Origin of the sequence: Azospirillum sp. OGB3, from assembly GCF_014192915.1 — a bacterium.
GTDB lineage: Bacteria > Pseudomonadota > Alphaproteobacteria > Azospirillales > Azospirillaceae > Azospirillum.
This window is the reverse complement of the sequence record NZ_JACHYN010000002.1, coordinates 420,504-433,139: the sequence shown is the minus strand read 5'-3', so window position 1 is coordinate 433,139 and position 12,636 is coordinate 420,504. Positions and strand designations below refer to the sequence as shown.

The 12,636-nt window shown below is 71.4% G+C and carries 11 protein-coding genes; 7 read left to right on the top strand and 4 right to left on the bottom strand.

Annotated elements, in window-relative coordinates; all coding sequences use genetic code 11:
* Positions 1-93: 93 nt before the first annotated feature.
* From FHW79_RS05840 to FHW79_RS05820, 5 genes are all read left to right on the top strand, one after another.
* Entirely contained in the window at positions 94-534 is a 441-nt protein-coding gene (locus FHW79_RS05840) for a MarR family transcriptional regulator (RefSeq protein ID WP_183178052.1), read from the top strand.
* Between the two features lie 173 nt (positions 535-707).
* Positions 708-1,934 (top strand): ABC transporter substrate-binding protein, encoded by a 1,227-nt coding sequence (locus FHW79_RS05835; protein WP_183178051.1) that lies wholly within the window; start codon positions 708-710, stop codon positions 1,932-1,934.
* 166 nt (positions 1,935-2,100) lie between these two features.
* Positions 2,101-3,942 (top strand): ABC transporter permease, encoded by a 1,842-nt coding sequence (locus FHW79_RS05830; RefSeq protein ID WP_183178050.1) that lies wholly within the window; start codon positions 2,101-2,103, stop codon positions 3,940-3,942.
* Positions 3,939-4,685, top strand: coding sequence for an ABC transporter ATP-binding protein (locus FHW79_RS05825; RefSeq protein ID WP_183178049.1), 747 nt, complete (start codon positions 3,939-3,941; stop codon positions 4,683-4,685). The genes FHW79_RS05830 and FHW79_RS05825 overlap by 4 nt, the downstream gene beginning before the upstream one ends.
* Entirely contained in the window at positions 4,682-5,398 is a 717-nt protein-coding gene (locus FHW79_RS05820) for an ABC transporter ATP-binding protein (RefSeq protein ID WP_183178048.1), read from the top strand. The genes FHW79_RS05825 and FHW79_RS05820 overlap by 4 nt, the downstream gene beginning before the upstream one ends.
* Before the next feature lie 35 nt (positions 5,399-5,433).
* On the opposite strand, the gene FHW79_RS05815 is transcribed toward FHW79_RS05820, so the two are convergent.
* Together FHW79_RS05815 and otsB are read right to left on the bottom strand one after the other, a co-directional pair.
* Entirely contained in the window at positions 5,434-5,679 is a 246-nt protein-coding gene (locus FHW79_RS05815) for a hypothetical protein (RefSeq protein ID WP_137139021.1), read from the bottom strand.
* Positions 5,680-5,755: 76 nt separating this feature from the next.
* The gene (gene otsB / locus FHW79_RS05810; RefSeq protein WP_183178047.1) at positions 5,756-6,580 is read right to left on the bottom strand and encodes a trehalose-phosphatase; all 825 of its coding nucleotides are present in this window, start codon (positions 6,578-6,580) and stop codon (positions 5,756-5,758) included.
* 496 nt (positions 6,581-7,076) lie between these two features.
* Between otsB and nagA the strand changes: the two genes are divergently transcribed.
* Complete coding sequence (gene nagA / locus FHW79_RS05805) at positions 7,077-8,285, top strand: N-acetylglucosamine-6-phosphate deacetylase (protein ID WP_211108125.1); 1,209 nt, start codon at positions 7,077-7,079, stop codon at positions 8,283-8,285.
* Positions 8,286-8,562: 277 nt separating this feature from the next.
* Here nagA and FHW79_RS05800 read toward each other — a convergent pair whose 3' ends face one another.
* Both FHW79_RS05800 and FHW79_RS05795 read right to left on the bottom strand, forming a co-directional pair.
* On the bottom strand, positions 8,563-8,892 hold the full coding sequence (locus tag FHW79_RS05800) for a hypothetical protein (RefSeq protein ID WP_183178046.1): 330 nt from the start codon (positions 8,890-8,892) through the stop codon (positions 8,563-8,565).
* A gap of 72 nt (positions 8,893-8,964) precedes the next feature.
* Positions 8,965-9,879 carry an ROK family protein gene (locus tag FHW79_RS05795; RefSeq protein WP_247884188.1) on the bottom strand — a complete coding sequence of 305 codons (915 nt, stop codon included), beginning with the start codon at positions 9,877-9,879 and terminating at the stop codon, positions 8,965-8,967.
* 205 nt (positions 9,880-10,084) lie between these two features.
* Between FHW79_RS05795 and FHW79_RS05790 the strand changes: the two genes are divergently transcribed.
* Positions 10,085-12,553, top strand: a complete 2,469-nt coding sequence (locus tag FHW79_RS05790; RefSeq protein WP_183178045.1) for an ankyrin repeat domain-containing protein — start codon at positions 10,085-10,087, stop codon at positions 12,551-12,553.
* The last annotated feature ends 83 nt before the right edge of the window (positions 12,554-12,636 follow it).

Genomic DNA, 12,636 nt, shown 5'->3' with positions numbered 1-12,636 from the left:
TCCCCGGGATCGCTGCCGAACCTGTCGCATGGTGTTCCGCCGACACCCGCCGCGACCGGAAACGGTCCGGCTCCGCAACGCTCGTGTGCGCCCATGGATCAGATCGCCCATCCTCCGACCGACGATTACCTGCTGACCGGGCAGGTCCACTATCGCCTTCGCCGGGCCCACCAGCGCGCGTCCTCCATCTTCATGGACATGATCGGCGACTCCCAGCTTACCCCCACCCAGTGGGGCGCCCTGGTCACCCTGCGGACCGAAGGGTCGCTGTCGCAGAACCAGCTCGGCCGGCTGACCTTCATGGACCCGGCGACCACCCAGGGTGTGATCCTGCGCCTCGTGGAGCGCAAGCTGGTGGAACGCCAGCCGGACCCGCAGGACCGGCGGCGCACCAGCGTCAGCCTGACCCGAACCGGCCAATCGCTGGTCAACGCCCTGCTTGGAAACGCCACCCAGGCGCACCACCGCACGCTGGACCCGCTGACCCCGGAGGAGCAGGCGACCTTCCTCATGCTCCTTTCCCGCCTGATGTGAGGCCGGCGGTTCCGGCACCGGCCCGCGGAAAACAGGCGTGGTGAAAACCCGGCTGGTGCGGCGCAACGGAACGGTGACTTTTGCGGTGGGTTTGCTATGAACGCAGACATTGCGTTCACGCTGCCGTTCCATGCGTTCACGCAGCCGCCAACCGCGCCGGGATACCGCCGACCATGAACCGCCGCCATCTCCTGCTTGCGCCGGGCGCTGCCGCCCTCGCCGCCGCCCTTTGCATCGCCGTGCCGTCGGCATCCCACGCCCAAGCGGGTGGCCAGCCGATTCGCGTCGGCGAGATCAACAGCTACACCGGCCTGCCGGCCTTCACGATCCCCTACCGCCAGGGCTGGCAGCTCGCGGTGGAGGAGGTGAACGCGGCGGGCGGCCTGCTCGGCGGGCGCAAGCTGGAGGTCGTCTCCCGCGATGACGCCGGCAAGCCGGACGACGCCGTGCGCGTCGCGCAGGAGCTGCTGTCGAACGAGAAGGTCGAACTGTTGGCCGGCACCTATTTCTCCCACGTCGGGCTGGCCGTAGCGGACTTCGCCGCGCGCAACAAGCTGCCCTTCGTGGCGGCGGAGCCGCTGACCGACGCCATCACCTGGACCAAGGGCAACCGTTACACCTTCCGCCTGCGCCCCAGCACCTACATGCAGGCGGCCATGCTGGTGGAGGAGGCGGCGAAGCTGCCGGCCAAGCGCTGGGCCACCGTCGCCCCCAACTACGAATACGGCCAGTCGGCGGTGCAGTGGTTCCGCCAGCTCCTGTCGGAGAAGCGTCCGGACGTCGAGTTCGTCGCCGAGCAGTGGCCGGCCCAGGGCAAGCTGGAGGCCGGGCCGACCGTGCAGGCTCTGGCCGCGGCCAAGCCCGACGCCATCTTCAACGTCACCTTCGGCGCCGACCTCGCCAAGTTCGTGCGCGAGGGCGAGGGCCGCGGCCTGTTCCGCAACCGCACCGTCGTCAGCCTGCTGACCGGCGAGCCGGAATATCTCGACCCCATGAAGGACGAGGCGCCGGAGGGCTGGATCGTCACCGGCTACCCGCAGGAGCAGATCGACACGCCCGAGCACAAGGCTTTCCGCGAGGCCTATGTGAAGCGCTTCAATGAGGCGCCGCGCCAGGGCTCGGTCGTCGGCTACGCCACGTTCAAGGCCATCGCCGCCGCCGTGGAGAAGGCCGGCTCCACCGATGCGGAGAAGGTGGTGGACGCGCTGTCCGGCCTGGCCCTGTCCAGCCCCTTCGGACCGATCACCTTCCGCGCGCTCGACCATCAGGCGACGATGGGCGCCTATGTCGGCAAGACCACGGTGAAGGGCGGCCAGGGCGCGATGACCGGCTGGCGCTACGCCGACGGCGCGGATTATCTGCCGTCCGACGAGGCCGTCCGCAAGATGCGCCCGGAGTAAGGGGCGGAGGGGCCGCGCTTCCCCCCACCCTTCCCGCGGCTGCGCCGCGGGCCCCTTCCCTCCCCCCGCTTCGCAGGGGAGGGAGAAAAGCCCTCTCCCCTGCGAAGCGGGGGAGGATCAGGGAGGGGGCAAGACCTCGCTCCCCCGCAGACCGCCGAAAGAGCCGATGTCCTTCTACCTTGTGCAATTTCTCAGCGGCCTCGCCACGGCGGCGACGCTGTTCCTGGTGTCGTCCGGGCTGACCATCGTGTTCGGCGTGACGCGGATCGTGAATTTTGCGCACGGCTCCTTCTACATGCTGGGAGCCTATCTCGGCTGGACGCTGGTGGAGCGCTGGGGGTCCACGCCGCTGGGCTTCTGGGGCGCGGTGGCCGCGTCCGCGCTGGCGGTCGGGCTGCTCGGCGCGCTGATGGAGGTGGGGCTCCTGCGCCGCCTCTACCGCTCGCCGGAGCTGTTCCAGCTTCTCGCCACCTTCGGCGTGGTGCTGGTGGTGCAGGACGCCGCCTCCTGGATCTGGGGGTCGGAGGATCTGCTGGGCCGGCGGGCGCCGGGGCTGCGCGGCTCCGTGGACATCCTCGACCAGCCCTTCCCGCTCTACGACCTCGTGCTGATCGGGCTGGGGCCGCTGGTGCTGGGCCTGCTCTGGCTGCTGTTCAACCGCACGCGCTGGGGCACGCTGGTGCGCGCAGCGACGCAGGACCGCGACATGGCCTCGGCGCTCGGCGTCGATCCGGCGCGGCTGTTCACCGGGGTGCTGTTCCTGGGATCGGCGCTGGCCGGGCTGGGCGGCGCGCTCCAGGTCCCGCGCGAGGCGGTGAACCTCCACATGGACATGGCCATCGTGGTCGAGGCCTTCGTGGTCGTCGTGGTCGGCGGGATGGGCAGCCTGACCGGCGCCTTCGTCGCCTCGCTGCTGATCGGGCAGTTGCAGGCCTTCGGCATCCTGGTCTTCCCGCAGATCACGCTGGTCCTGGTCTTCCTGTTCATGGCGGTGGTGCTGGTCATCCGCCCCTACGGCCTGCTCGGCCGCGCCGAGGACGCTCCGCCCACCGCCGCCAGCCCCGGTCCACCGCTGGTCGCCGCGGCCGGCGCGGCGCGCTGGGCGCCCGCCCTGCTGCTCGCCCTGCTGGCGGCGGTGCCGCTGGTCGCCGGCGACTACGCGCTGATCGTGCTGACCGAGGTGGTGATCCTGGCGCTGCTGGCGGCCAGCCTGCATCTGCTGATCGGGCTGGGCGGCCTCGTCTCCTTCGGGCACGCCGCCTATTTCGGGCTCGGCGCCTACGGCGCGGCCCTGCTGGTCAAGCATTTCGCCGCGCCGATGCCGCTGGCGCTGGCCGCCGCCCCGCTGGTCGCCGGGCTGGGGGCGCTGGCCGCGGGCTGGTTCTGCGTGCGGCGGTCGGGCCTCTACTTCGCCATGCTCACGCTGGCCTTCGCGCAGATCGTCTGGTCGGTGACCTTCCAGTGGTACGGCGTCACCGGCGGCGACAACGGCATTCTCGGCGTTTGGCCGCCGGACTGGGCGGCCGGCAAGGCGGCCTATTACTGGCTGACCCTGGCGCTGGCCGGCGGCGCGCTGCTGCTGCTGCGCCGCGCCGCCTTCGCGCCCTTCGGCTACACGCTGCGCGCCGGGCGCGATTCCACGCTGCGCGCCGAGTCGGTGGGCATCGACGTGCGCCGCCACCAGTGGCTGAGCTTCGCCCTGGCCGGCTCCGCCGCCGGTCTGGCCGGCGGGCTCTACGCCTTTTCCAAGGGCAGCGTCTTCCCCACGCTGATGGCCGTTCCCGTGTCGGTGGACGCGCTGGTCATGGTGCTGATGGGCGGCATCCAGACGCTGAGCGGTCCGGTGGTGGGGGCGGCGCTGTTCCACCTGCTGGAAACCGAGGCGATGAGCCGGACCGACTGGTGGCGGCTGGTCCTGGGCGCCATCATCCTGGTGCTGGTGCTTGCCTTTCCCAAGGGCGTCGCCGGCTTCGTCCGCGACCTGTGGACCCGCGGGAGGGATGCATGAGCCGCCGCCTCGCCGTGGAGAATCTCCAGCGCGCCTTCGGCGGCGTGCAGGCCGTGCGCGGCGTCTCCTTCGTCCTGGGCGCCGGGGAGGTCCTGGCGCTGATCGGGCCGAACGGCGCCGGCAAGACGACCTGCTTCAATCTGCTGAACGGCCAGTTGCGGCCCGACGCGGGCACGGTACGGCTGGACGGGGTGGACATCGTCGGCCTGCCGCCGCGCCGCATCTGGCGGATGGGCGTCGGCCGCACCTTCCAGATCACCGCCACCTTCGCCTCAATGACGGTGCGCGAGAATGTGCAGATGGTCCTGCTCTCCGTCCACAGGCGCCTGTTCGGGCTGTGGAACCCGGCCGCCGCCGGGTTCCGCGACGAGGCGATGGCCCTGTTGGAACGCGTCGGCATGGGCGCCCAGGCGGAGCGGCCCTGCGGCGTGCTGGCCTATGGCGACCTGAAGCGCGTCGAACTCGCCATGGCGCTGGCCGGCGACCCGAAGGTCCTGCTGATGGACGAACCCACCGCCGGCATGGCCCCCGGCGAGCGGCAGGAGTTGATGGCGCTCACCTCCTCCCTCGTCCGCGAGCGCGGTCTCGCCGTTCTGTTCACGGAGCATGACATGGACGTCGTGTTCGGCCACGCCACCCGCATCATCGTGCTCGACCGCGGCCAGCTGATCGCCGAGGGCACGCCCGACGCCGTGCGCGCCGACCCACGGGTACAGGCCGTCTATCTGGGAGGGGCCGCATGACCACCCAGCCACTCCTGAGCGTCCGCGGGCTTCAGGCCTGGTACGGGCGGGCGCACATCCTGACCGGGGTCGATCTGGTGGTGGGCCGGGGCGAGGTGGTCGCCCTGATGGGCCGCAACGGCGCTGGCAAGACCACGACGCTGAAGGCGATCATGGGGTTGCTCGACCGGCGCGCCGGGTCGGTCACCTTCGACGGGCGCGACGTCTCCGCCCTGCCGCCGCACCGCATCGCGCGGCTCGGCCTCGGCTATGTGCCGGAGGACCGCCGCGTCTTCACCGACCTGACGGTGGAAGAGAACCTGGAGGTCGGCCGGCAGCCGCCCCGCGACGGCGCCCCCCACTGGACGCCGGACCGGCTCTACGCGCTCTTCCCCAACCTCGCCGAGATGCGGGGCCGCCGCGGCGGGCGGATGAGCGGCGGCGAGCAGCAGATGCTGACGCTCGCCCGCACGTTGATGGGCAACCCGTCGCTCCTGCTGCTCGACGAGCCGTCGGAGGGGCTGGCTCCGCGCATCGTGCAGCAGATGGCCGACGCCCTGCGCGCGCTGAAGGCCGAGGGGCTGTCGATCCTGGTGTCGGAACAGAATCTCGCCTTCGCCGCCGCGGTCGCCGACCGGGCGAGCGTCATCGAAAAGGGGCAGATCCGCTTCGAAGGCCCGATGCGGACTCTGCTGGAGGACGAGGCGGTGCGCCGGGCCTATCTGGCGGTGTGAGGCTGGCGGTGTGAGGCTGGCGATGCGAAGACGGATCACACCAGCATGTCGAGAATACGCTTTGTGTTGTCCTGCGCGGCCTGCATGACCTTGACGTTGGCGGCGAAGTCGGTCTGCGCTGAAGACAGGCTGACCACCACCGCCGGGTCGAGGTTGCCGGCGGCGAGCTGCGCCCCCGCCTCGTCGGCGCGGGACTGGGCGCCCTGAAGCCCCGCCAGGGCCGAGGCCTGGGCGTCGGGCAGGGACGGCATCCGCGGTGCGCCGGGCGCGCCGATGTCCATGATGGGACCTCTCGATTGATCGGTGACCACCCTACCCCTTTTTCGGCGGGAAAGCGACGGGGAGCGATGGGGACGGTCAGCCCTCCGCCAGCCAGCCTGCCAAGCGGTCGAGGAAGGCGCCGGCCTCCGCCGGGTCCTTGAGGCTCCATGCGGCGGCGCTCGGGGCCGGCGGATCCATGACGCGGATGCCGACACCCCGTCCTTCCCCACGTCCCGCCAGGGCGCGGAAGGCGTCCTCGTCCGTCTCGTCGTCGCCGAGATAAAGCGGCAGCGTCTCCTGTCCCGCCAGCCCAAGGGTGTCGAGCAGCGACAGGACCGCCTTGCCCTTGTCCCAGGGGACGTTGGGCCGCAGTTCGTGGATCTCCTTGCCACCGGTGACGCGCAACGCCGGAAAGGCGCCCGCGACGTCCCGCACCGCGTCGCCCACCGACACCTTGCGGTCCGGGGCGACCCGCCGGGTGTGGATGGCGATGGCGAAGCGCTTGCGCTCGACCAACGCTCCCTCCACGCCGTCCAGGCGCCGCAGCAGTTCCGCTTCAGCCGCGTCGAGGTCGCCCAGATATTCCTCACCGATCTGGGTGCGCAGGCCGGGACCGCGGATGTCGAAGCCGTGGCTGCCGGCGTAGATCAGGTCGCCGATCCCGACATGGCGGGCCACATCCTCCAGGTCGCGCCCGCTGACCACCGCCACCGGGCACAGCCCGGCCAGCCGACGGATCACCGCGCGCACGGGGTCGTCGAGGACCGCCAGGTCGGGCCGCTCCACGATCGGGGTCAAGGTTCCGTCATAGTCGAGGAAGACGGCAGGCCGCCGGGCGCCCAGCATCGCCGCGAAGGCGTCGAACCGGACGAGCGCCGACGGCTTGCCTGCGGTGGAGGCGGGGGGCGGCTGATCGGTCACGAGCGGCTCTCCTTCACTGTCAGCGGACATCGTCGGCGGGCGCGGTGGCGCCGGCGCACGATCGGAACAACGAGAAAGCGCGCCTTAAGGTCCGGATGCGTTGAACAACGATGTTATCGCATCCGATACGATTGTGACTCTCCGGTCACAGCGACCCTGGAAAAAGCAACGGCCCCGCATGGGGCCATTGCTTCGGGGTTTTCACCCATCCGAGATCTTTGTTAATTTTGCAGCGCAGCAAGAGATTGCTGCTTCGCCCTTCTTGGGCGTTTCCTCCCTAAACTCAGGCCGCTGTTCGTCAGCGGCCTTTTTTCTGCCAGAAACCTGTCCCTTCTGGCAATCCCTAACAAACACCATACCCCAACAAATCCGGCGGCATAATCCGCACAGAAGAAAGGGTTTTAACCTCCCACGACGCCCTCTTGCGTCATCGGCCCCGCCGGGTTTTCCTGTCGGCCCACCGCCGATCCCCTGCCGCAGCCCATCGGGTGCCGAATTGAGCCACGCACACAGCCCCGCTGCCGACCGGACGCTGAAGGCGCTGGTCAACGCCACGCTTCACACCGGGGATTCGGTGCTGGCGGGTGCCGCTCTGCTGATCGACGGTCCGGCCATCGCCGCGATCGTCGCGCCCGAGGCGATTCCGCCGGAGGCCACGGTGATGGACCTGGGCGGCGGCATCCTCGCCCCCGGCTTCATCGACCTCCAGGTGAATGGCGGCGGCGGCGCCCTTTTCAACGACACGCCCGACCTGCCGACGCTGCGCCGCATCGCCGCGGCGCACCGCCGGTTCGGCACCACCGGCCTGCTGCCCACCCTGATCACTGATTCGGCCGAGACGCGCGCCGCCGCCGTGGCCACGGTGCGCGCCGCGCTGGCCGAGGGGGTGCCGGGTGTGCTCGGCATCCATCTGGAAGGCCCGCACATCGCGCCGGAGCGTCGCGGCGTCCATGACGCGCGCTTCATTGCGCCCCCCGATGCGAACGACCTCGCCCTGCTCGGCGGTCTCTCCGGCCTGCCGGCCCTGGTCACGCTGGCGCCGGAAACGGTTCCACCCGAGCCGATCCGCCGGCTGGCCGCCGCCGGGCTGCGCATCGCCGCCGGCCACAGCGCCGCCACCTGGGCGCAGGCCAAGGCCGGCTTCGCCGCCGGCATCACCGGGGTGACCCACCTGTTCAACGCCATGAGTCCGCTTGGCTCCCGCGAGCCGGGCATGGTCGGGGCAGCGCTGGAAGACGACACGGTCTGGTGTGGCATCATCGTCGATGGGCACCATGTCCACGACGCCTCCGTCCGTCTGGCTTGGAAGGCCAAGGCTCCCGGCCGCCTGTTTCTGGTGACCGACGCGATGCCCCCCGTCGGCGCAACCGAGTCCGGCGCCACCGAATCCGGCGCCACCGAATCCGGCGGCTTCCAACTTTACGGTGAGGACATTCGGGTGGAGGACGGGCGCTGCGTCACCGCCGACGGCACGCTGGCCGGGTCCGCCCTGGACATGGCGACGGCGGTGCGCAACGCCGTGGAACGGGTCGGCATCCCGCTGGACGAGGCGTTGCGCATGGCCTCCGCCTACCCGGCCGATTTCATGGGCATGGCGGCGCGGCGCGGCCGCCTCCGGCCAGGCTTGGCCGCCGACCTCGTGCATCTCGACGAGCGGCTGCGGGTGCGGGCGACCTGGATCAGCGGCAAAATGGCCGTTTCGTGAAACACCCACTGCACGCGCGCGCAAAACTGTCGTATAGAGGCCGCAGAATTTCGACCCTCACACGCATCTTCGAGGAGAGTTAACCCATGGACATCGCCCTGATGGTTCTGGCCGTCGTGTTCTTCTTCTGGCAGACCGTTTCCGAGTGATCGGCGTCCGGACACCCGGACAAGCGAAAGGGCGGCTCCCCGGCGGAGCCGCCCTTTCGCGTTTTCGACCCGTCCGTTCGGCTTCCGTACACCCCCGTCGGTCGGCCGGCCCCGTCAGTCGGCCAGCGTCAGTCGGCCAGCGCGCCGCCATGGATCTGCGGGTGCTCCAGCCGCGCATGGGCGGAGGCGACCAGCCTCAACGTCTCCATAATCGTGCCGATCGCCTCGTTCAGGTCGGCCCGGCCGGCGGGCATCGGCATTCCCGACAGCACCGACTCCAGATCCTCGGCCGCATCCTGCAGAAGGACACAGGCCTCCTCCAACTGACGTTTGGCCAGTACGCCGTTCGCGGGATGCGACGGAGCTGCCTCCTGCATATTGCGATAGGCATTTTGATTTGCACTTTGCAGCGAAGACCCGCGCTGCCCCTTCTGAAACCCTGATATAAAGCCGAACATGGGCCCTCTCCCTTCCGTGTCGGAGGGTATAGAGCAAAAGCCGCGCCAAATTCGAAACATCGGCCGAAGGGATCACTCCTTGGGCCAAAGCCACGCCGCGCCGCGCATACCGCTTTCGGCGCCATGGCGCGCCCGCAGGAGGCGGGTGCGGGGTGCCGGGCTCAGCGCCCAACGTCCCCACAGGGCCGGCACCGCCTCGTACAGCCCCGGCAGGTCCGACAGGCCGCCGCCGACCACCACCGCGTCGGGATCGAGCAGGTTGATGACGGCGGCCAGCGCGCGGGCCAGCGCGTCGGCATGGCGATCCAGCGTCGCCCGTGCTGCAGCGTCGCCGGCGGCGGCGCGGGCGGCGATCTCCGGCGGGGCCAGCGCCTCCCCCGTGCGCCAATGGTGCAGGCGGGCCAGTCCGGCACCGCACAGCAGCGTCTCGATGCAGCCCTCCCGTCCGCAGCCGCAGGGCAGCGGCGGACCGTCCTCCGCGCTGCGCCAGGGCAGCGGGTTGTGCCCCCACTCCCCGGTCAGGGCATTGGCGCCGGCCAGGATGCGCCGCTCCGCAACAATCCCGCCGCCAACTCCGGTGCCCAGAATGATACCGAAGACCAGCGACGCCCCGGCGGCGGCGCCGTCCACCGCCTCCGACAGGACGAAGGCGTTGGCGTCGTTGGCGATCCGCACCGGGCGGTCCAGCGTCCGCGCCAGATCGGCGGCGAAGGGCCGGCCGTCGAGCCAGGGCAGGTTGACCGCGTGCACGGTGCCCGCGGCGCCGTCGACGATGCCGGGCAGGCACAGCCCGACCGTGGCGTCCCGGCAGCCCGCCTGCGCCTCCAGCGCGGCGACGGCGACGGCCAGCGCCTGCAGCGTCTCCGCGTAGCCGCGCGGCGTGCCGGCGCGGTGCCGCGCCCGCTCCGTCCCGTCCGGGGCGAGAAGGCTGGCGGCGATCTTCGTGCCGCCCAGATCGACGCCGATTCGCATCGGACCCATGCCCATGACGGACTCCCAACGCGGGTGGACAGTGAGGGGGGAGGAAAAGCAGTCCCTCCCTATAGCGCAGCGCTCCGCCCGAATCAGCCATCCCGACGCGCGCCTTCTCCATAAGAGGTGGCGGTCCCGTCCCTTTGCACCGTCGCAGGACGACGGCGGACCACTAGAGTCAGGAGTGTCACATCCCATCAATTGGATTGCGCGCGCCCCCATGGACCGTTCCGCTCCGAAAGCCACGCCATCCTCGAATCGCTCTGCGGCGAAGGCGAAGCCCCAACCCCAGGCCGCCGGCCTGCGCCCCGACCAGACGGAGGTCTTCGACGGCCTCCTGCTGGCCCTGCTGGCGCGCAAGCGGCTGCTGGTGCTGGTCGGCGAGGCCGGGTCCGGACGGGCCGCGGTCTTCCACCAGCTCGTCGAGCAGGTCGGCTCCGACGGGGCGCTGGTGCTTCCGGTCGCCGCCAGCGCCGGGGCGCAGGTCGAGGATCTGGTCTCCGCCGCCGGTGACGCCGCCCTGCCCTCCGACAGCGACGACCGCGATTTCGACACGCTGATCGGGGAGTTGGAGGAGCGGCTGGACCTCGCCGGCACCGGGCTGCTGGCGGTGGAGAACGCTGGCGTCCTGGCCGCGCCGACGCTGGCCGACCTGATCGACCTCACCCGCTCCGAGACGCCGAGCGGGCGTTTCCTCCAGGTCCTTCTCTGCGGCACGCCGGAGATGGAACGCACGCTGGCCCGCCCCGGGCTTGCCGAGGCGGTGCGTGAGCTTGGCGTGATCTACCGCATGACGCCCGGCGCCGGCCCCTCCGTCACCCCCGCCATCGCCATCCCCTCCGCTGGCTCCCCCACCGGGCCGGTGGCCGCGCCGCCGCGCGCCGCGCCGCCGCCGCCGCGCCGAGCGGCGGAGCGCGACGCCAACGACTGGCCGGCCAACGACTGGGACGCTCCGGACGGCTGGACGATCCCGGAAGCCGGCGCCCCGGTCGCCGATCTGCCCGTCAAGCGCCCGCGCCGCCGCGCCGCGCTGGCTGGAGCGGCGATCACCACCCTGATCCTGCTCGGCGCCGCCGGGGCCGGCGTGGCCCTGACGGTGCCCGGCGCCACGCCCGAACGGGCGCTCGATTACGCCCGGCAGGGCTGGCAGGACCTCCGCAGCTTCGTGGCGGAGCGGGTGAACATCCCGTTCGGGCCGTTCGCGGACGAGCCCAGCCTGGGCAGCCGCGGTCCCGACACGCTCGCGGTCACCCGGCCGCAGAACCCCTATCTCGCCTCGCTCCCCGCCGAAGCGGGTGTGCCGGTCGCCGGACCGTCGCCGACCAGATCCGACGCCCCGCCGTCCGCCGCCCGCACCGTGAGCCCGCCGGCCGCCCAATCTCCGGCCCAACCTCCGGCTCAGGCGGCCACTCCCACGGTGTCTCCGCCGACGACCGTCGCCAAGCTCGATCCCGCACCGCTGGCGAAGCCGGAGCAGCCGGTCGTCGCCCCGGCGACCCAGTTGCCGAAGCCCCCGGTGCCGGCCGCAGATCCGCTGTCCACGGAGCACGCCCAACCGCCCACCCAACCGCCCAAGCCGCGGGCGACGGAATACCGCACGGAGCAGAGCGAAGGCCCGACCGGCTCCGCCACCCTGCCGCCACTGGTCGATGAGCCGGCGCCCCAGATGGCCGCCCCGGCGATGCCCCAGCCTGCGGCTCCCACCGCGTCGACGCCTTTCTCCGCCAGCGACAACGGCCTGAACCCGCGCGTCCGCACCCTGGTCGATCAGGCCCGCCGGCAGATCGCCGCCAAGCTCCTGACCACGCCGCCGAACAACAACGCCTACGAGACGGTGTCGCGACTGCGCGAGATCGCCCCGGCGACTCCGGAGATCCAGGACCTCCTGACGACCATGGAGGAGACCTACCGCCGCTGGGCCGCGCTGGCGGAGCGCGACGGCAATTGGGACGAGGCGCGGCGTTTCTACGAGCGTGCCCTGATCGTCGCGCCCAACACCGGTGACCTGCGCGACCGCATCAAGGCCGCCGGCGAAGGACGCGTGCTGCCTGCGACGCCCACGGCCTCGGCGGCACCCGGCACCCCGTCGGCGACGCCGGCCGCCGCCGAGGTCCGGCCTGGCCTGGACAGCCGCGACGGCGCCATCGCCCTGATGCGCCGCACCGACGAGTTGAAGCGCGTGCTGGATGGCGGCGCCGATCCGAACAAGCGGGTGGACAACGGCAAGACCCTGCTGATGCTGGCCTCCGAGCAGGGACTGACCGACGCGGTGCGGCTGCTGATCGACCGCCGGGCCAAGACGGAGCTGCGCACCGCCGACGGTGCCACAGCGGTCATGTACGCCGCCTGGGGCGGTCACGAGGCGGCGATCCACGCGCTGGCCGCCGCCGGGGCCGAACTCGACGCCACCAACGACGACGGCAAGACCGCCCTGATGGCCGCCGCGGCCCGCGGCCACGACGGCGTCGTGAAAATCCTGGTCGACCGCGGCGTGTCGGTGGACCGGGTCGCCAGCCACGGCTGGTCGGCCCTGATGTACGCCGCCAACAACGGCCACGACCGCGTGGCCCGGATGCTGGTGGAGCGCGGCGCCAACCCGTTCCGTATGGACACCGCCGGCAATTCCGCCCTCACCCTCGGCGCGCTGCAGGGCCACATGCAGGTGGTCGAGGCGCTGAAGCCGCACTGACCGGAAAGCCAGGAATCGAAACGGCGGGCGCCCCTGGGGACGTCCGCCGTTTTCGCGTGCCGATCCTGCCGAACCGCTCCCCC